This window comes from Clostridium sp. Marseille-P7770 (genome assembly GCF_902143525.1).
GTDB lineage: Bacteria > Bacillota > Clostridia > Lachnospirales > Lachnospiraceae > Pilosibacter.
Window position 1 is genome coordinate 159,676 of record NZ_CABFVC010000002.1, and the last position, 20,842, is coordinate 180,517.

At 49.2% G+C, this 20,842-nt stretch carries 10 protein-coding genes and 5 pseudogenes; all 15 read left to right on the top strand.

The genetic code is table 11. From position 1 onward, the window contains the following. Positions 1 to 59 precede the first annotated feature (59 nt). A pseudogene (locus FN001_RS04525) lies at positions 60 to 689 on the top strand (type IV secretory system conjugative DNA transfer family protein); the annotation flags it as partial. Positions 690 to 1,376: 687 nt separating this feature from the next. Beyond that, positions 1,377 to 3,248 carry a group II intron reverse transcriptase/maturase gene (gene ltrA / locus FN001_RS04530; RefSeq protein WP_142410969.1) on the top strand — a complete coding sequence of 624 codons (1,872 nt, stop codon included), beginning with the start codon at positions 1,377 to 1,379 and terminating at the stop codon, positions 3,246 to 3,248. Positions 3,249 to 3,392: 144 nt separating this feature from the next. Next, positions 3,393 to 4,541 (top strand): annotated as a pseudogene (locus tag FN001_RS04535) (VirD4-like conjugal transfer protein, CD1115 family); the annotation flags it as partial. 248 nt (positions 4,542 to 4,789) lie between these two features. After that, a pseudogene (locus FN001_RS04540) lies at positions 4,790 to 4,918 on the top strand (Maff2 family mobile element protein); the annotation flags it as partial. A 717-nt stretch (positions 4,919 to 5,635) separates the two neighbouring features. Further along, positions 5,636 to 7,513 (top strand): group II intron reverse transcriptase/maturase, encoded by a 1,878-nt coding sequence (gene ltrA / locus FN001_RS04545; RefSeq protein ID WP_142410971.1) that lies wholly within the window; start codon positions 5,636 to 5,638, stop codon positions 7,511 to 7,513. A gap of 156 nt (positions 7,514 to 7,669) precedes the next feature. After that, positions 7,670 to 7,768, top strand: a pseudogene (locus tag FN001_RS04550) (Maff2 family mobile element protein); the annotation flags it as partial. A 64-nt stretch (positions 7,769 to 7,832) separates the two neighbouring features. Next, the gene (locus FN001_RS04555; protein WP_336308449.1) at positions 7,833 to 8,669 is read left to right on the top strand and encodes a VirB6/TrbL-like conjugal transfer protein, CD1112 family; all 837 of its coding nucleotides are present in this window, start codon (positions 7,833 to 7,835) and stop codon (positions 8,667 to 8,669) included. Positions 8,670 to 8,748: 79 nt separating this feature from the next. Next, the gene (locus FN001_RS04560; protein ID WP_097776609.1) at positions 8,749 to 9,126 is read left to right on the top strand and encodes a PrgI family protein; all 378 of its coding nucleotides are present in this window, start codon (positions 8,749 to 8,751) and stop codon (positions 9,124 to 9,126) included. A 7-nt stretch (positions 9,127 to 9,133) separates the two neighbouring features. After that, entirely contained in the window at positions 9,134 to 11,521 is a 2,388-nt protein-coding gene (locus tag FN001_RS04565; protein ID WP_243121954.1) for a VirB4-like conjugal transfer ATPase, CD1110 family, read from the top strand. Continuing rightward, positions 11,518 to 11,838 carry a hypothetical protein gene (locus FN001_RS04570; RefSeq protein WP_142410972.1) on the top strand — a complete coding sequence of 107 codons (321 nt, stop codon included), beginning with the start codon at positions 11,518 to 11,520 and terminating at the stop codon, positions 11,836 to 11,838. Before FN001_RS04565 ends, FN001_RS04570 begins: the two co-directional genes overlap by 4 nt. Positions 11,839 to 11,866: 28 nt before the next feature. Then, positions 11,867 to 13,888, top strand: a complete 2,022-nt coding sequence (locus tag FN001_RS04575) for a C40 family peptidase (protein ID WP_142410973.1) — start codon at positions 11,867 to 11,869, stop codon at positions 13,886 to 13,888. A gap of 19 nt (positions 13,889 to 13,907) precedes the next feature. Then, a complete protein-coding gene (locus tag FN001_RS04580; protein ID WP_097776613.1) occupies positions 13,908 to 14,189 on the top strand; it encodes a DUF4315 family protein in 282 nt (93 codons plus the stop codon). Further along, positions 14,182 to 14,805, top strand: a complete 624-nt coding sequence (locus tag FN001_RS04585; protein WP_243121955.1) for a DUF4366 domain-containing protein — start codon at positions 14,182 to 14,184, stop codon at positions 14,803 to 14,805. The genes FN001_RS04580 and FN001_RS04585 overlap by 8 nt, the downstream gene beginning before the upstream one ends. Positions 14,806 to 14,907: 102 nt before the next feature. After that, positions 14,908 to 16,950 (top strand): type IA DNA topoisomerase, encoded by a 2,043-nt coding sequence (locus FN001_RS04590; protein WP_142410975.1) that lies wholly within the window; start codon positions 14,908 to 14,910, stop codon positions 16,948 to 16,950. A 3,317-nt stretch (positions 16,951 to 20,267) separates the two neighbouring features. Then, a pseudogene (locus tag FN001_RS18675) lies at positions 20,268 to 20,606 on the top strand (MutS N-terminal domain-containing protein); the annotation flags it as partial. Between the last annotated feature and the right edge of the window lie 236 nt (positions 20,607 to 20,842).

Below are 20,842 nucleotides of genomic sequence, written 5' to 3' on the forward strand. Positions count from 1 at the left end.
CTAACCAGACAGGTGGAACGGCATGGGGCAAGAAAGCAGCGGCGGCAATCAGCGGAAAGATGCAGTCGGCAGATGTGAAAAAGCTGATCCTGCTGAATTTTCCTTACATTATCGCCTTTTACATGGTGGAGAAAGCCGCATGGCTGTACCGACACTGTAATGGCGATACCATCGTGGACAGGCTGATGGTTCTTTTTATGAACTTCGGTCTGGCCTACAAAAGTTATCTGCCAAGTGTCCATCCGTTCGACTTGCTGGTGGGTCTGATCGGTGCAGCAGCACTGAAAGCCGTGATCTACTTTAAGGGAAAGAACGCAAAGAAGTATCGTCAGGGAGAGGAATACGGCTCTGCCCGGTGGGGCAATGCCAAGGACATTGAACCTTTTATTGACCCGGTATTCGAGAATAATGTGCTGCTCACCCAGACGGAACGGTTGATGATGAGCGGCAGACCAAAGCATCCGAAGTATGCCAGAAACAAGAATGTCATTGTGATCGGCGGCTCTGGCAGCGGCAAGACACGGTTTTTCGTAAAGCCCAATCTGATGCAGATGCCCGAAAAGGTCAGCTATGTCTGTACTGACCCGAAAGGTACGATCATCATTGAATGCGGAAAGATGCTCTCGGATGCCGGGTACAAAATCAAAGTCCTGAACACGATCAATTTCAAGAAGTCGATGCACTATAACCGTGCGACTTGTTCGTCGCTGAAAAGGCGGCGCACAGCGCTGTTGCAATCAGTTCTGTGAACTGATAATTCGAGAGGTGGAATGAAGGGGTAACGCCCTGAAACGCCTCCCCTGATACTCCGGCATGCAGAGGCCAAACTCTGTGTGAAGCCCGGTAAAGTCGGCAGAGAGATGCCGTAACAGGTTAAGCTGACGAAAGCTGTCCAGAGGTGGACGGTGCATCCTATATGCCGGGGATCTATAAGATACCCATGGTGAGAATGACAGAGATGTCTGACGAAGCTCCCGAATGTAAAGGTCTAAAAGTGCCACACTCAGAAATGGGTGTGTGGGTTAAAGCCCAGGCAGTACGGTTTAGTAGAAATGGCTGTTACGAAACGCCGTGGCACGTTACAGGCGTGTCCAAGCTGTCAGGCCCAGAGGGAACACCTAAAGGTATGTATGTACAGATAGGATTATCGGAACAAGGAAAGGCAGGAAGTCTACTGGATAATCCGGCGAAGAATAATAAGCGGATGAATTCCTGCTGAAAAGCAGTGGTCGAACCGATGATATCGTCTGCGAAAAAGAGGACGGTTAGGAATGGCCACAAATCAGGCAAAACGTCAGCAGTACACAACCACTATTCATGCAGTCGAGTAAGAAAAAGAAATTGTCGCTCGGTTTCATAGAAATGGGGTGATGTACATGGCACAAAAAGCTAAGAAGAAAAGCAAGTTGCGCCATGCGGAATACTATGACATGCAGAAAACCTTTGACAGTCTGTATGCCGACAGCAAAAGCGATGAAGTCTTTGGGCATCTGATGGATATCATCAGTGCCCCAAGCAACATCAAGCTGGCATTCAGAAATATTAAAGGCAATGATGGCAGTCATACCGCAGGCACGGATGGGCGGACAATAGAATCATTGGCAGTCATGCCAGAGGATAAGTTTGTAAAGCTCATCCAGAAACAGTTCAGGAGGTATGAACCAAAAGCAGTAAAAAGAGTAGAAATACCAAAGCCAAACGGAAAGATGAGGCCTCTGGGAATACCGTGTATTATTGACCGAATAGTACAGCAATGTATTTTGCAGGTCATGGAGCCAATCTGCGAAGCAAAGTTCTATGAGCACTCTTATGGGTTCAGACCGTGTCGGAGCGCAGAAAATGCGATTTCCTATGCGTATGGACTCGCCCAAAGGAACAAGCTTCACTATGTAGTAGATGTGGACGTTAAAGGATTCTTCGATAACGTCGACCACAGAAAGCTGCTGAAACAGATCTGGACTTTAGGTATACGGGACACCAAGTTGATTCAGATCATCAAGGCCATGCTGAAAGCGCCAATCGAAATGCCTGATGGAGAAACCGTCCTCCCATCTAAGGGAACGCCGCAAGGTGGTATCCTTTCACCATTGCTGGCGAACATTGTCCTCAATGAACTGGACTGGTGGATTGCCTCTCAGTGGGATGAAATGGTGAGGCACATGAAACATCCGTGTAAAGTGACCTACTATCCAAACGGCGCAGAGAAAAAGTGCAACAGTTATACAGCCTTGAAGAAAAGCAACCTCAAGGAGATGCGGATTGTCCGTTATGCGGATGATTTCAAGATATTTTGCAGAACCAAAGAGGATGCAGAGAAAACCTATTATGCAGTCAAAGACTGGCTATGGAAACGGCTAAAACTGGAAGTGTCTGATGAAAAGTCAAAAGTGACTAATCTCAGGAAACGTGACAGTGAGTTTCTGGGTTTTCGCATAAAACTGCGGCGCAAAAGTAACTCGTGGGTGATAACTTCAAATGTCTGCGATAAAGCCATACACAGAATCAGCAAGGAAATGGCTGACAGTGTCAAGGCAATACAAAGTAGTAAGACGGCTGAAGAAATAAGCCTGAATGTGGGGGACTATAATGCCAAGGTTATCGGAGTGCAGGACTATTACTGCATTGCGACAAGGGTCAACTTGAATTTCAGCGATATCGCCCGTCCAATCAATGGACAGCTTCTCCATCGTATTGACGGAATCAAGAAGCAGGGCGAAATCAAAAACAGATATCTAAGGAAACGGTATGGAAAATCGAAGCAAATGCGATGGATTGGAGAAACGCCACTGGTTCCATTAGCCTACGTGCAATTCAAGATTCCAATGCGGAAAAGCCGAAAAATCAATCCGTATACGTCCGAAGGTAGAGCAGAGATACACGACAATCTCAGGGTTGACGTAAATTCAATGCTCTGGCTGATGAGGCATCCGATACCGACCGAATCAGTGAGATACAACGACAACCGGGTCTCCCTCTACGCAGGGCAAGACGGTAAATGTGCAATCACCGGGAAGAAACTGGATGTTCAAACCTGTATCTGTTACAGGAAAACAAACGACTGTAAGAAGGGCAATGACAGCTACCAGAACCTGTTGCTTCTTTCTTTGCAGGGGTTGGCAATAGTCAGCTCGGAAGACATGATGTCTGTAGTGGCGTTGGTGAAGGAATACTCTCTGAATGCCAAAGTTATTACCAAAGTGAACAAACTGCGTGCTACCGCAGGACTGCCGCTACTGGCAGCAAAGTAGCAAACTTAGCCAATGTGAAAGAGTGATTGTGTATCACTGCTGAAACTATGCTTGATGGAACGCCGGATGCGGTGAAAGTCGCATGTCCGGTGTGAAGTGGGGGAAAACCCGGAGATAATTTCAAAGGGTTACCTATCACTATCGTTCCACTATATCCGCAGTGAGAAAGATATTCTGAAACTGGTCAATACGATCATTGCCAACACGAAAGGAGACGGCGAGAAGTCCGGCGAAGATTTCTGGGTCAAGGCAGAACGCCTGCTCTACTGCGCACTCATCGGCTATATCTACTATGAAGCCCCGGAAGAAGAACAGAACTTCTCCACGCTGCTGGAATTTATCAATGCCAGCGAAGCCCGCGAGGATGATGAAGAGTTCAAGAATCCGGTCGATGAACTATTTGAGGATTTGGAAAAGGCTAAACCAGAACACTTTGCCGTGCGGCAGTACAAAAAGTACAAGTTGGCGGCAGGCAAGACCGCAAAATCCATCCTTATTTCCTGCGGTGCGAGACTGGCTCCATTTGACATTAAGGAACTGCGTGACCTGATGGCATACGACGAGATGGAGCTGGATATGCTGGGCGATCAGCGCACCGCAATGTTCGTTATCATTTCCGACACGGATGACACCTTCAATTTTGTGGTGTCGATCCTGTACACACAGCTATTCAATTTGCTTTGTGATAAGGCGGACGATGAACACGGTGGCAGACTTCCGTACCATGTGCGGCTGCTCCTGGACGAGTTTGCAAACATCGGTCAGATTCCAAAGTTCGATAAACTGATCGCTACCATCCGCAGCCGTGAGATTTCTGCTTCGATTATTCTCCAATCGCAAAGCCAGCTAAAGACCATTTACAAGGATGCCGCAGAAACCATCATTGGCAACTGCGACACGATGCTGTTCCTTGGCGGCAAGGAAAGCTCCACCCTCAAGGAGATTTCTGAAACCCTGGGCAAGGAAACCATCGACCTTTACAACACATCGGATACCCGCGGCAACAGCCCCTCTTTTGGCACGAACTACCAAAAGACCGGAAAAGAACTGATGAGCCGGGATGAGCTTGCAGTCATGGACGGCAGCAAGTGCATCTTACAGTTAAGAGGTGTCAGACCATTCCTGAGCGATAAGTTTGATATTACCAAACATAAGCGGTACAAGGAACTTTCGGATTTCGACAAGAAAAACGAGTTCGACGTAGAACGCTACCTGAAACACGAACTGCGGCTGCTCACCACGGAAGAATTTGACCTTTATGAAGTGGATGTGACCGAACAGGCACAAGGATAAGGAAGGAGGCTTTTATCAACAGCAAGCGATACACCCTCCCACCCGTTCGGGCAGACCCTGAACAGGTGATCCGTATGACCGACACGAAATAACCACCATCTATCATGTGATTCCAAAAGGCTGACTTTATTGAAAATGAAAGGAGAAGCCAGAATCGCAGGAAGCGGGCAGCACCGAAGATGTGCCAGCCCGCTTTCCTTTTGGAATCGCAAATATTCATCAAATCTGCGGTCTGGCGAAAATAATATATGGAATTCTTTAATCAGTCTATTACCGTTCTGCAGACTCTCGTTGTGGCTATTGGCGCAGGTCTTGGCGTTTGGGGTGTTGTCAATCTGATGGAAGGATATGGCAACGACAATCGTGCGATGCGTTCCTGACTGAAAAGGTCAGGCACAAGTTGAAGGACTAAAGAAGTCCAGAATCTTGGAGAACTGATATTTCGATGGATGAAATGAGGGAGTAACGCCCCGAAGCGTCCGCACTGATACTCCGACTGGCATAGGCGCGCAACCGCCGATTGTCAGAAGCTCGGTGAAGTCGGCAGAAAGATGTCGTAGTTCTGGCCGCAAGGTCAGAGCCGAAAGCTGTCCAGAGGTGGACGGTGCATCGGATATGCCGGGTGTCAGCCGCCCATGGTTAGTATGTATGGAAATACTGACGAACTTCTGAATGTACAAGTCTAAACGTTGATACCATCGAAATGGTGGTACTCCTTATATGGAGGTATTCGTGGATGAGTAAGAATGGTTGTTATGAAAGTCCATGTGCCGTTACAGGCGGCACGATTCGGAAAGAATTGAATACAGGCTTAGAGGAAGAACCTAAAGGTGGCCCATGATAGAAATATCGGAACGCAGGAAGCTGAAAACATTTAGCCTGTTGCAAGGCTGTGAGATGGTGGATGGGAATACCTTCGTGAGAGGGCAATAACCATTCTTTGTTTCAGTGAAAGTAGTGGCGTAGTACCTGTGAAACCGTGAAAAAGTAAGCGGTGGAGGGAAGGCCACAAGTCGAATTCAGTGAAAGTAACATCAAGATACAACAAACACAGCTTCGAGTAAGACTAAGAAAATCCAACCCGAAAGGAGAGGATGCCTGTGTTGACTTCGGAGCGGCGAGAAAAGAAGCAAGGAAAAATCCGAAACTCGGAATACTACGGCATGGAATCCATCTTTGATACGTTGTATGCGGAAAGCAGGAATGGCAAAACATTCAATCACCTCATGGCAATCATTGAGAGTGAAGAAAACATTAAACTGGCATACCGAACTATCAAAAGGAACCATGGAAGTAAAACGCCGGGTGTAGATAAGAAGACAATACGAAATCTCGCAAAATTAAACGAGGATGAGTATGTCCGCCTTGTAAAGAAGAAATTCAGTAATTACCATCCTCGCCCAGTAAGGCGTGAGGAAATACCAAAGGATAATGGGAAAACCAGACCACTGGGGATTCCGGCAATCTCAGACCGTATCGTGCAGCAATGTATATTGCAAGTCATGGAGCCAATCTGCGAAGCGAAGTTCAGTGAAAATTCTAACGGATTTCGCCCAAATCGCTCCGCCGAAACTGCCATTGCACAGTGTTGCAGGTTGATTCAGGTACAACACCTGTACCATGTAGTAGACCTTGACATTAAAGGCTTCTTCGACAATATCAATCACACAAAGCTGATACGGCAAATATGGTCACTTGGTATTCGGGATAAGAAACTGCTGTGCATTATAAAACAGATGCTAAAAGCCCCTGTTATCCTGCCAAATGGTGAAAAGATTTACCCAACCAAGGGTACGCCGCAGGGCGGAATTCTTTCTCCACTGCTGGCTAATATCGTGTTGAACGAACTGGACTGGTGGATTGCATCCCAGTGGGAGAATATGCCGACCAGAACGGAATTCACGATACGGCAGAATCGTGCAGGTGCAGAAATAAAAAGCCATGTCTACCGGGCATTGCGGCGCAGTAATCTGAAAGAAATGCACTCGGTTCGGTATGCGGACGATTTCAAGATTTTTTGCTCATCCCATACGGATGCAGTAAAGGCATATCATGCAACAGCCAAATGGTTAAAAGACCGATTGGGACTGGATATCAGCCCGGAAAAGTCGAGAATTGTCAATCTGAAACGGCAGTATTCAGAATTCCTTGGTTTTAAACTGAAAGTGCAAAAGCGCAGCAACAAGTACGTTGTAAAATCGCATATGTGCGATAAAGCGTACAAGAAAGTTCAAAAGAAGCTCACAGAAGAAGTGAAAAAGCTGGAACACTCGGCAGATGATAAGGCTCAGTTCATGCAGCTGATGACCTACAATGCTGTGGTGGCAGGAATACACCAGTATTACTGCATTGCAACGGCTGCTTCTGAGGACTTTGGAAAGCTGGCTTATGGGGTCAAAAAGCAGATGCACAATCGTCTGCGGAATGACCTGACACGCAAAGGCGAACTGAAAAAAGGCTATATCAAAGAAAAGTATGGAAAAAGCAGTCAACTGCGATTTCTGCATGGACGGCCAGTAGTTCCTATTGGATATGTTCAGAGCAGAAATGCCCAGCACAAAAGGAAGTCGGTCAACAAGTATACGCCAGAAGGTCGGGAACTGATTCACAAGAATCTGAACATCGACACTAAGACGATGCTTTGGCTGATGCGAAATCCTGTGCAGGGCAGGTCGATAGAATACGCAGATAATCGAATTTCTCTGTATGCAGCGCAGCATGGAAAATGTGCAGTGACGGGTTCAATCATGGAAGCCCATGATATCCACTGCCACCACAAGAGGCCTGCTGCGAAGGGCGGCACAGATGAATACGGAAACCTCGTTCTTATATCGGCTCCCGTCCACAAACTTATCCATGCTTCTGACATGGCTACCATAAAGTTTTACCTGAACCTTCTCAATCTCGATAGTACGCAAATTTTAAAGCTGAATAAGTTTCGTGAGATGGCAGAAATGCCTTTGATTGATTAAAAATCTTTTCTTGTTCAAGCTACGAAGTGTGTAAGTTGTATTGCAAGCCCTGTGCAACTGAATTCGATGGAACGCCGTGTGCGGTGAAAGCTGCACGCACGGTGTGGAGCCGGGGAAAAGTTGGAGATCATATCAAAGACTTACCTATGGCTATCGGGTGCAAAGTCCCAGGGCATGAAGCAGCTCATGAGCGGTGGCGGCGTCATTCTCATCGGTACGCAGCTGATCCCTCTGCTCTCTGGTCTGTTCGGCTAAGCACCCGCGATAGGAGGTACTCCCGCCATTGTTCGATAATATCTTTGCAGCCATCGAAAAATGGATGCGGGAACTTCTGACAGGAATGGTGGAGTCCAACATGAGTACGATGTTCACGGATGTCAATGAAAAGACAAGTGAGATCGCGGCTCAGGTTGGACGCACTCCACAAAACTGGAACAGCAGCGTTTTCAGTATGATTCAGAACTTATCAGAGTCGGTGGTAGTTCCGATTGCCGGAATCATCATCACTCTGGTACTCTGCTATGAGCTGATCTCGATGCTGACCGAGCGAAACAACCTGCATGATGTAGATACATGGATGTTCTTCAAGTATTTTGTCAAGGCATGGGTCGCAATCTATCTGGTCAGCAATACGTTCACAATTACAATGGCAGTCTTTGACGTTGGACAATCGGTGGTCAATTCGGCTTCCGGTATCATCAACGGCGAGACTGCCATTGATGTTAGTTCGCTGTCCATGCAGATGCAGGCGGCGATGGCAACCATGGAGATCGGTGAACTGGTGGTGCTGGCTCTTGAAACCTTCCTTGTCAGCTTCTGCATGAAAATTATGTCGGTGGTGATAACTGTCATTGTCTATGGGCGCATGATAGAGATTTATCTCTATACATCGCTTGCCCCGATCCCGTTCGCAACGATGAGCAACCGTGAATGGGGTCATGTAGGAACCAATTATTTCAGAGGGCTGTTCGCCCTTGCATTTCAGGCATTTCTGATGATGGTCTGTGTGGCGATTTACGCAGCACTGATTTCTTCGGTGCGGATTTCCAGCAATATGCACTCCGCGCTGATCGGCGTTGCAGCGTATACCGTGATTCTGTGTTTCAGCCTGATGAAAACGGGAAGTCTGTCCAAACAGATCTTCGGCAGTCACTAAAACCGGGAAAATCCGAGGAAAGGAAAGGCAGCAGACGAAAGCCGTATCCCGGCGGCGTGTCTGGCTGTCATGGTGAAGAATGGCTTATGTAACGATCCCGAAAGACCTGTCCAAAGTCAAAAACAAGGTCTTTCTCAATCTGACAAAGCGGCAGCTCATCTGTATGGGCTTTGCGGCATCCATTGGTGTTCCGTTCTACTTTCTCACACGGGGAACACTTGGCACAAGCAACGCGGCGGCGGGCATGGTGCTGCTGATGCTCCCGGAATTTTTCTTTGCGCTGTTCGAGAAAAACGGGATGCACCTTGAAACCATCCTGACGAACTTCATCAATGTCCGTTTCAAACGTCCGGCGGTTCGCCGCTACGAGATCGAAAATCTGTACGAATATGAGCCGGAGAAACCTGTAACACCAAAAGTGAAGAAGGGAGGCATTATTGGGAAAAGAAAAGGATAAGAAGCCGCTGTTCGGCGGCATCTTCCAGAAATTCTTCAAGCCGTCTGCAAAGGCAGAAGCAAAAAAGAAGAAAGAGCATCACTTGACCGTGCAGCGGTCGATTCCGTATCTGGAAATGGGACGGGACGGCATCTGCCGGGTGGAGGAACATCTGTATTCCAAAACCGTCCGCTTCTATGACATCAACTATCAGCTCGCGCAAAACGAAGATAAGAACACCATTTTTGAAAGCTGGTGTGACTTCCTCAACTACTTTGATTCCAGCATCCGCTTTCAGCTTTCGTTCATTAACCACAAAAGTGATATGAGCGAATACAACAAGGTCATTCAGATTGAGCCGCAGCATGACCAGTTCGATGATGTACGCATGGAATATGCGCAGATGTTGAAACAGCAGCTTGCCAAGGGCAACAACGGTCTGGTTCGGACGAAGTACATCACGTTCAGCATTGAAGCCAAAAGCGTGAAAGAAGCAAAGCCCCGGCTGGAGCGTATCGAAACCGATATTCTCAACAATTTCAAGGTGCTGGGCGTAAAAGCATATCCTCTGAATGGTGTGGAACGCTTACAGATCATGTACGAGATGTTCCATCAGGAGGAAGAACGGAAGTTTGAGTTCAGCTATGACCGCATCCTGCAAAGCGGCATGACTACCAAGGACTTCATTGCTCCGACCAGTTTTCTGTTCAAGAGCGGCAAGGACTTCCAGATGGGAGATACTATCGGCGCAGTATCCTATCTGAACATCCTTGCCCCGGAACTGACGGATAAGGTTCTGGCAGAGTTTCTGGACATGGACAAGAATCTGGTGGTCAGCATCCATGTGCAGTCGGTAGACCAGCTCAAGGCAATCAAACTCATCAAGGGCAAGATCACAGACCTTGACCGCATGAAGATTGAGGAACAGAAAAAGGCGGTGCGTTCCGGCTATGATATGGAAATTATTCCGAGTGACCTTGCAACTTATGGTGGTGAAGCCAAGAAGATTCTGGATGATTTGCAGAGCCGCAATGAGCGTATGTTCCTTATTACGGTGATGTTCCTCAATGCTGCGAAAACCAAACAGGAGCTGGATAGTGCAGTGTTTCAGACGGCTGGTATCGCTCAGAAGTTCAACTGCACATTGAATCGACTGGACTATATGCAGGAGCAGGGGCTTATGAGCAGTCTGCCGCTGGCCAATAATCTGGTTCCCATCAAGCGGGCATTGACTACAACTTCCACCGCCATCTTCGTGCCGTTCACCACACAGGAACTTTTCATGGAGGGTGATTCCCTCTACTACGGTCTGAATGCAGTGTCCAACAACATGATTATGGCAGACCGAAAACAGCTCAAAAACCCGAACGGTCTGATTCTTGGAACACCGGGCAGTGGTAAGTCGTTTAGCGCAAAGCGTGAAATGACAAACGTGTTCTTCACGACAACGGACGATATTATCATCGCAGACCCGGAAGGCGAGTATTATCCGCTGGTCGAAGCCCTGGGCGGGCAGGTCATTCATATCTCATCCACCAGCCGGGACTACATCAATCCGATGGACATTAACCTGAACTATGCGGACGATGATAACCCGCTTGGCATGAAATCGGATTTCATCCTTTCCCTGTGCGAACTTATCATGGGCGCACGGGATGGCATGGAGCCGGAAGAAAAATCTGTCATTGACCGATGCCTGCCGCTGGTCTATCAGAAATATCTGAATGACCCGAAGCCGGAAAATATGCCGATTCTCGGTGATTTATATGACTGCCTGCGGGAGCAGAAAGAACGGCAGGCGCAGCGTATCGCCACGGCATTGGAAATCTACGTCAATGGTTCGCTGCGGGTGTTCAACCACCAGACGAATGTGGAACTGTATAACCGCCTTATCTGCTTTGACATCAAAGAATTGGGCAAGCAGCTCAAAAAGCTGGGTATGCTCATCGTGCAGGATCAGGTGTGGAATCGTGTAACCATCAACCGCAACGCAAAGAAAAACACACGATACTACATTGATGAGTTCCACTTGCTCTTAAAGGAAGAGCAGACTGCTGCATACAGTGTTGAAATCTGGAAGCGTTTCCGAAAATGGGGCGGCATCCCCACGGGTATTACGCAGAACATTAAAGACCTGCTGGCAAGCCGGGAGATCGAGAACATCTTTGAAAATAGCGATTTCATCTATATGCTGAATCAGGCATCCGGCGATAGGCAGATTCTTGCAAAGCAGCTCAACATTTCGCCGTTCCAGCTTTCCTATGTGACGAACAGCAACGAGGGCGAGGGACTGCTGTTCTACGGCAACACCATTATCCCGTTCAAGGACAAGTTTGATACTTCGCTGAAACTTTATGGCCTTATGACCACGAAACCGAATGAAATTGCAAAATACAGGGAGAAGAAAGACGCATGATGAACGAGAAAAAACTGAGCCAGATGATCCTGAAGCTGCATGACCGTGCTGAGGCAGCAAAATACGATGGCGATTCCAGCCCGCCTTATCAGGAAGTGGAAATGCTGAATTTCCACGATGAGGAATCGGTGGTGCATACGGTGCTGGAGGACTTTTACGCAGTCGGCGCACTGGCAGATGAACTGACCCACGGATTCCACATGGAAGAACGGGGCTACATCGACCGCACGGAGGTCAATTCCCGGCTGATCGCTTTTGCCAGGGAGCTGGAGCGGATTCTCGATAAATGGGAGACTCATGCAGTCCTGATTGCATGAGTTTCCTGCCGGACGGGAGGTGAATCCGATGGCAGACAAGCGATTCCGGGGCAGAGATAAAATCGTCCAGAAAATGACCAAAGACGGTCTGGTGGAAGAGAATCTCCGCACCGGGGAAACCAAGTCCGCAGTTGAAGAAGAACCACCGAAGCAGGAAGATTCGGAAAAAGACGCTGCGGAAAGTGCAGAAGAAACCCCTGTTGTGGAAGAAGATGTGTGCATGGATGCCGAGGATGGAGAGGAGGAAAAGCCCCGGCGCAGCACCGCCAAGCAGAGTACAGAATATTATAAAGCCCATCAGGAGGATGGCAAAGCGAAAGAAAAAGATGCTTCGCCAGTAGACGAAGATGCAGAGCCTGCGCCGAAGAAAAAGGGCCGCTTATCGTTTGATGATGAGCAGCAGGGCGGCATCGTCCGGGGCGCAGGGCTGGGCATTAAGAAGGTGGCGAAGAAAGGAGTGGATACCGCCACTGGTTTTGCCCATAACAAGGTGCATCAGGTCGAAAAGGAAAACTCCGGTGTGGAGTCGGCGCACAAGAGCGAAGAAACGCTGGAAGGATTGTACCGCTTCTCTAAAGGCAGGAAAAAGACCAGAGAAAAATCTGCCAGAGCTGAGAAGAAAGTCGAGGTTGAGAAAAAATCCAGCCGTCTGAAATTTTCGGAGAGTGAGGGCGGCATGGCCGAAGAAGTGGCAGAAACGTCACTGAAAAAGAAACCGCACTTGCCACCACCGACTGCCGCAGGAGGTGAAGCAACAAAGACAGTCGGTTCAAAATTCTATCAGAAAAAGCAGTATAAGGATGCCTATGCAGCAGCCAAGCGAGGTCGGAAAGCTGGAAACGCTGCCAGCAAGCAGGCGGCAACGGCGGCGAACACGCTTGCCGAAAAAGCAAAAGCGGCGGTGCAGGAAATCGTTGTGCAGAACAAGACCCTGTGGGCGGGACTTGGCATCGCAGCACTGATGCTCATGCTGATTATGGGCGCATTTTCAAGCTGTTCCGCAGCGATCCAGGGAACGGGCAGCACCTTTATCGGAACGACGTATCCTAGTAAGGATGCTGACATGAAAGGTGCAGAAGAAGATTATCTGGAACTGGAAAAGAAGCTGGATGAGCAGATACGGCAGATGGAGTCCACACATCCCGGCTATGACGAATACCGTTACCAGTTGGACGAAATTGGGCATGACCCTTATCAGCTGATCTCTCATCTGACTGCCGTATATGAGCAGTTCACCAGAGGACAGGTGAAAACCGTCATCAAGTCGCTGTTTGAGCAGCAGTATCTCCTGAAAGTCTGGGAAACGATAGAGATTCGCACACGCATGGAAACCAGAGTAGGGATTCGGCCAACGATTGACGCTTTTGGAAACGTCAGCATGGAAACCTATACCTATCAGGAAGAAGTGGAGTATGAGTACAAAATCCTCAACGTCCTACTGAAAAATAAGGGCTTTGACACCATTGCCAGAAAGAACATGGATCGGAAGCAGACTGGGCGGTATGATGCCTACAATCTGACCTATGGCAATCGCCCGGAACTGTTTGGTGCAGGCTCACCTACATACAGCGGCGGCACAACAGGAAGCATTGGCTCTGGCGGTTCGGGTGGAACAGGCGGTAGTTCCGGCGGTGGTTTCCGATATGATATTCCAGAAGAAGCCCTGTCGGATGAAAAGTTTGCAAGGATGATTGCAGAAGCCGAAAAGTATCTGGGTATGCCGTATGTGTGGGGCGGAAGTTCGCCCAGCACCAGTTTTGATTGCTCTGGCTTTGTCTGCTGGGTCATCAATAACTGCGGCAATGGCTGGAATGTCGGACGCACGACAGCAAACGGACTGCGCGGCAAGTGCAGCTACGTTTCTCCTGCAAATGCACAGCCGGGTGACTTGATCTTCTTTGAAAAAACCTATAATACCGTCGGCGCGTCGCACGTTGGCATCTATGTTGGCAACGGCATGATGATTCACTGCGGCGACCCGATTTCTTATACCAGCATCAATTCGACCTACTGGCAGAACCACTTCCTTGGTTTTGGCAGAATCAAGTAGAGGAAAGGAGAGAAGTTAGATGAGCAAAAAGCTGAAGAAGTTTTTGAATGATGCAGAGAAAACCGAAAGCAAGATCGCGGAACTGGAAGAGTACCTGAGAAATGTCCGGGCTGCACAGAAAAAGGAAGAGGACAATGAGATCGTTCGGGCTATCCGCAGCACAAAGCTGGGCGGGCGTGACCTGTTGGCACTGCTGGAAAATATCCAGGCGGGGAATGTGACGTTCCAGACAACCGTGAATAACGAGAATAAGACTTCGGAAGAAGCAGAAATGGAGGATGTGATTGCGAAAGATGCTTAAAAAGCTGGGTATTGTGATTCCCAGTGCAGTGCTGACCCTGCTGATGGCGGTAGGCTTTTCCACTCCGGCATTTGCCTATGTGGAGCCGGAAGTCAAGGAAGAGCCTGCACAGGTCATTGAGGAAGAGGAACCCACCGAGGAAGAGAAGATTCCGTTCACCATTGCGGGCAATGGTGAGGTGGAGGATAACATTACGGACGATTCCAGTAAGGAGTTCTTCACGGTCAAGACCAAGGGCGGAAATACCTTTTTTCTAGTGATCGACCGGGCAAGGAACAGCGAGAATGTGTATATGCTCTCCATGATCGACGAATACGATTTGCAGGAGTTTCTAACCGATGAGGAACGCAACGGCAAGGAAGAAGAGAAGCCGGCAGTCGTGCTACCGGAAACCAAACCTGAGCCGGAACCGGATGTCGAGATCGAAGAGCCGGAACAGGACGATGGAAAGCTGACCAAGATTCTGGCAATCGTATTTGTTATGGGTGTAGGCGGTGCAGGCGCATTCTTCTATTTCTACATTTATAAGCCGAAGCAGAGTGAGCCGGAAGTATCGAAAGAAAATCTGGAATATGAAGCTCTGCCGACAAAGAATGAGGATGAGGAAGCAGGGTAGGACGCAGAAACCGAAGAATAATAGAAAAACCGTATAATCTAGTGGTGCAGGGATGGTCTGATTCGGACTGTCCCTGCTTTTTTCAAACAAGCAGGAGGATACATGAAATATCTTGTGATAGCAGAAAAGCCGAGTGTGGCACGTTCCATCTCGAAAGTGATCGGTGCATACAAACATGAGGACGGGTATCTGGAGGGTGGGGATTGCGTGGTGAGCTGGTGTCTAGGGCATCTGGCAGAGTATGCAGCCCCGGAGTATTACGATGAACGCTATAAAAGCTGGCGGTTTGATGATCTTCCGATTCTCCCGGAAGAATGGAAATTGTTGGTTTTGGAAGATAAGAAAGCGCATTTCAATATCCTGCGAAAGCTCCTCCGAAGCAAAGATTTTGATTATGTGGTAAATGCCTGCGACGCAGGGCGTGAGGGCGAAGCAATCTTTCGCCGCGTGTACGGGCTGGCAGGCAGCAAACTCCCGGTCAAACGGCTGTGGATTAGCAGCATGGAAGATTCCGCTATCCAGCAGGGCTTTGATTCCTTAAAGGATGGCGCAGAGTATGACAACCTGTTTGCCGCTTCGGAGTGCAGGGCAAAGGCAGACTGGCTGATTGGTATGAATGGCACACGGGCTTTTACCAAGAAATACGGCAGGCGGCAGACCATTGGACGGGTGCAGACTCCGACACTGGCAATGCTGACGGAACGGCAGAACAAAATCCAGAACTTTGTAAAAGAGCCGTATTACAAAGTAGAAATCACAGGAAATGGCATCGTGGCAGAATCGGAACGGATGGCACAGGAGCAGGATGCGGATACCATGCAGGCAGCTTGTGATGGACAGTGTGCCGTAGTTGGCAGCATCGAGCGCAAACGGAAAGAACAGTCTGCGTCGAAGCTGTATGACTTAACGACCTTGCAGCGAGAAGCTAACCGCTATTATGGTTTTACCGCCAGTCAGACTTTGAAGATCGTACAGGAATTGTACGAAGAAAAGCTGGTGACATACCCGCGAACGGACAGCCAGTACATCACGGAAGATATGCAGCAGACCATGGCAGATTTGCTCAAACACTATGGCGGCGAAGCAGATGGAGTAAAGCAGGTGGTCAATAACAAAAAGGTCACTGACCACCATGCGATTCTGCCGACACTGGAAAGCTGCAAGCGTGGGTCAAACAGCCTGTCCGGGGATAAGGAAAAGGTCTTTGCTCTCATCGTCTGGAAGATGCAACAGGCAGTACAGCCGCCATACATCTATGAAGATGTTCTGGTAACAGTATGCTGTCAGGACAGGAAATTCACTGCAAAATACAAAAATGTCTTGCAGGCGGGACATACCGCAATGCCTGTTCCGTTTGCAGAACAGGAAAAAAGCAAGGATATGGCATTCCCCAAGAAGCTAGAACAGGGCGAGGTGATTCCTGTGGTGAGCGCGGAGAAAAAGCAGGGCTTTACATCTCCGCCGAAAGCATTTACCGAAGACACCCTGCTTTCTGCAATGGAAAGCGCAGGCAACAAGGAGTTTGAAAAAGACACGGAAAAGAAAGGACTGGGAACACCTGCGACCCGTGCAGCGATTCTGGAAAAGCTGGTATCTTCCGGCTATGTGGAATGCAAAGGCAAGCAGATTCTTCCCAGTGCAGAGGGGGTTACGGCAATCGCAAATATCCCGGATTACCTGAAATCGGCAAGCATGACCGCTGAGTGGGAAAATGAACTGCTGCGGATGGAACGGGGCGAAACAAAGCCCGCCGACTTCATGCAGGGCATCGGTGGATTGCTGGAACGAATGCTGGCAGACCTCCGGCAAATTCCGACCGTACAGGAATCACCTATTTATAATAAGGTATCTATCGGGAACTGCCCGGTATGTGGAAAGCCCGTCTGTGAAGGCAAGCTGAATTTCTATTGCTCTGACCGGGACTGTAAATTTGCCCTCTGGAAAGAAAGTAAATACCTTTCCGGCATGAAAAAGACGCTCACAAAGAAGATGGCAACTGACCTTTTGAAGAAAGGACGTACCTATGCAAAAGACTTCTACTCTGCCAAAAAGGACAAGACCTTTGCCGCAGACCTTGTTATGGCAATAGAAAATGGCAGGGCGCAGTACAGTCTTGAATTTCCGAAAACACCAGCTAAGAAGTAAGGAGGGAACGATTGGCGAAATTTAACGATATTCGGGAACTTGCCCAGCAGAACGCACGGTGGGTAAGCAATTCTCCGAAAGACTGGATGAACTATCTGGATGTGGCGGCACGGCTGTACCGCTATTCGTTCAAAGATACTCTGCTGATCCATGCCCAGCGTCCTGATGCGACCGCCTGTGCAGAGCTGGAAGTCTGGAACAAGAAAATGAACCGCTGGGTAAACCGTGGCGCAAAAGGCATTGCGCTTTTGGACGATGCCAGCCCACGGGCAAAGCTGCGCTATGTGTTCGACATTGCGGACACGCATCTGGTGCAGGGCGGCAGAACGCCGATCCTCTGGCGCATTGATGATTCGGAACACCAGCAGATGATCCTCGACCATCTGGCAGACACTTATGCTCTGACGCAGACGGACAGCATGAATGCTGCGCTGATGGAACTGGCACAGCAGTTGACCGCTGAAAATCTGGAAGAAGCGATGGATGGTCTGGAATATGAGGTGGCAGACACTTTTCTGGAAGGACTGGATGAAGATAACCTCCGTGTCCGTTTCCGGGAGTTAATGACCAACAGTATTTTCTATACCCTTTCCCGACGCTGCGAACAGGAACCGCTGGAAGTTTTGGAAGATGAGGATTTTATCCGTATTGTGGATTTCAACCAGCTTCCGGTTTTGACGTTCCTGGGCAATGCTGTTTCGGAACAATGTGAAGCGGTTCTCCGTGACATCGGACGGGAAATGCAGAAAATTTACCGAAAAGAAGTCACAGAACATCTTGCAAAAACTGCCGACAGCTTGTATAATACCAGTACGGACTTTAGCGCATTAAAGCGTGAAACTGAAACGAACATCACTGAAGGAGGAAAACCGTATGGAACTGACTTATCACCGCAAGGGGGACTACCTGTTTCCGAACCTGACCGTACAGGACGAGCCGATGAGCATTGGGAAGTACGGGATGCTGCGCAGGACTTATCTGAGGGAAAACAAGAAGAACTGGTATCAGAGTATGCTGATGAGCGGCAGGCTGAATCAGCATCTGGCGCAGATCGACGAGCAGGCGGAGAACCGGATGGAAGAACTGATCGAGAGCCTGAACGAGAAGTATCCGGCTCCGAACAAGGAAACCGAACAGATGGCATGGGCGGCACATCAGAACAATCTGACCGCGATGGCGGAAGAGATCGTGCTGAAGGAATTGGTGTACAACTAACCGCTGACACAACCGAACAGGATTTGAGCGAAGCAGAGGAAGAAATTGCCTCTGCTTTTTCTCTGCCCAGTCTGCCGACCGTGGAACAGCAGATTCGGGCAATCGAAGCCCCGATGCAGGCCCAGTATGCCGATGAGATCACGATTCCGGCAGAAGTTGTGGATGAAATCCTGCGGACGGGAAGCAATCGAAGCAAAAGCCAGCTCCGCCTTATCTATAACTTTATGACCGAACAGACCCCGGAAGAGTATACTGCTTTCGTCAAAAAAGAGTATGGCGAGGGCGGCAAGGGCTTTGAGATCGGTGGCACAAAATATGCAGTCTGGTTCGGTGAGTTGGGTATGCAGATCGCCGTTGGAGATACGGTTCGGAACGACCCCAAAAACAAAGCATTTCTGTCCTGGGAAGATGTCAGCTGCAGAATCCATCAGCTTCTGCAGCAGGGAGAGTACGCACCAAAGTCTGTCCTGGATGCAGCCCGTGGCAATGCTCTGCATGAACACGCAGAAGCCCTAAGCTATATGGAACGCGATATGGCAGAGGGCGTGGCAGAGATGGTCTTTGCCGATACGTCCATCTTCTCCGGCGGATACCCGGAACTTACAGAACGACTTGCAAAGTTGATTGACCAGCCGGAATTTCTGGCTGACCTGAACGAACGTCTTTTGGGACTGGCAGAAGCCTACGCCGAAGATAAAAGCGTGATGCGGATGCCGTTCTATCGCCCGGACAAAGTATCCGAACAGTTTCAGAAGTTTGCCCTCCCGTTCCAGCCGTATCAGGCAAGAGAGGGCTTTCAGTGGAATGAGCAGGAAGTCTTTATCACGGAAGATGAGATCAATGCTTTCCTTGCAGGCGGCGGGCCGTATTCGGATGGCAGGCTGGCAACGTACAGTTTCTTCCTTACCCATACAGAGAAAGCAGAACGCGCGGTATTTCTGAAAGACCGATACGGTGTGGGCGGCAGCAGTCATGCACTTTCCCGTGCAGATAATTCCCATGCCAGCTATGACGGCAGAGGTCTTGAACTGGCACGGGGCATCTATGGAAAGCCGGATGCGCTGGTAAAGCTGAACTGGAACCAGGCGGCTGAACGAGTTGCAAAGCTCATTGACCAGAGTTTGTATCTGAAGCCTGCGGATTACAGCCGGATGCCGAGTTACGAGCGTGAGCAGATGGCAAATCGGGTAATCGGTTTCTACCATCGTCTGCCCGATGAAGTAGAGCGTCCATTTAAGCGGGAATTGCTGAATGAGGATGCCAGAAAAAAACTGCCCACCATGCTGGCTGATCCGGAACAGGCGGTAGAGCTTCTGGAAAAGATGGATGCAGCACTTCTTTCCGTGCCGCTGGATTCCCCGGAATATGCGGAAAAATCAAAGACGCTTGCTGAACTGCACCAGTATGTTGAGGGAACGTACACGATCTTCCCGGAAAAGAAAAAGGCTGTTGAGATTTCTGTTTCTGAGACAGGACAAATATCACTTTTCGATATTTGGGCGCAGGAACAGGAATCGAAAGAGCATTCAACCACCGCAGTGGTTGAAGAACCCCAGAAGCAGGCGGCAAAGTACAGCAGAAATGTCGGGGATTATCTCTATCTGGAAGATGACCGCCTTTATAAAATCGAACGTGTTACGGATTCTCTGATCTATCTGAAAGATATGGAGCGTTCTGCATGGGCGGCGCGGGTGCTTCGACCGAACCAGTATGATGCAGAACTGGCAAAGAATCCGCTGAATGATTATCTTCTGGCAGGGCAGGAATCTGCATTGAAAGATAGTCGCTGTGTTTACAAAGAATGTCTGTATTCCATGCTGGATGCGGTGCAGCAGAGTGAAATCTATCTGTATCTCCGCGACCGCGATGTGGATGCAGACGAAGCGGAAAAGGAACTTCGGAACAAGATTGACGAGCTGTTAGAGCAGAATGCGAAAACTGCTCCGCTGTATCTGGAAGCAAGCCAGAACTGGGAAAACTTCAAAGACTGGTTGGTAGAAGATATTTTCCAGCGCACCTATCAGGACATTATTACGGACAGACGGGATGCCGTTGCACTGTATCAGGATAGCAAGGACGCACCGCAGTGGGTGCGCGGCATTATGGTTCCGTATGCAGCGGAAGAAAAGGCCGTTGAGCCGACCTTGCAGCCCCTGCCGCTGGATGCCGTAAACGAATATAACGCGCTGAAAGAGCGTTACCCGGATGCTCTGGTCGGCTATGAGCAGTACGGCAACTTTGAGTTCTACGGCGAGGATGCAAAGCGCGTTTCAGAACTTCTTGGCAGCAAGCTGTTGGAAAAGGAAACCGCACTCGGCAAGGTGGAGGTATCTGGTTTTCCGCGTGAACAGTGGGTTTCGCAGGCAATGAAGCTCTGGAAACAGGGGGAGAGCGTCTATCTGTCCGGCCAGCAGGAAGATGGAACCCATGCCCAAACGAAATACTTCCGCAGAGAGGAATATCTGCCTGTTAATACCATCATCGAACTGGACGATCGGGAGTTCCGTGTGGATTCGGTCAACTTTGAGCAGGGAACGGTCAGCTTGCAGGACATGACCCTTGCGAAAGAAGCCCGGTACCCGATTTTCCGAACGGAACCGCTGGAGTACATTCGGCATCTGTACGAACAGGCAGATGTGCCGATGGAAGAAGCGGTGGAAATTACGGTCTTTACGGC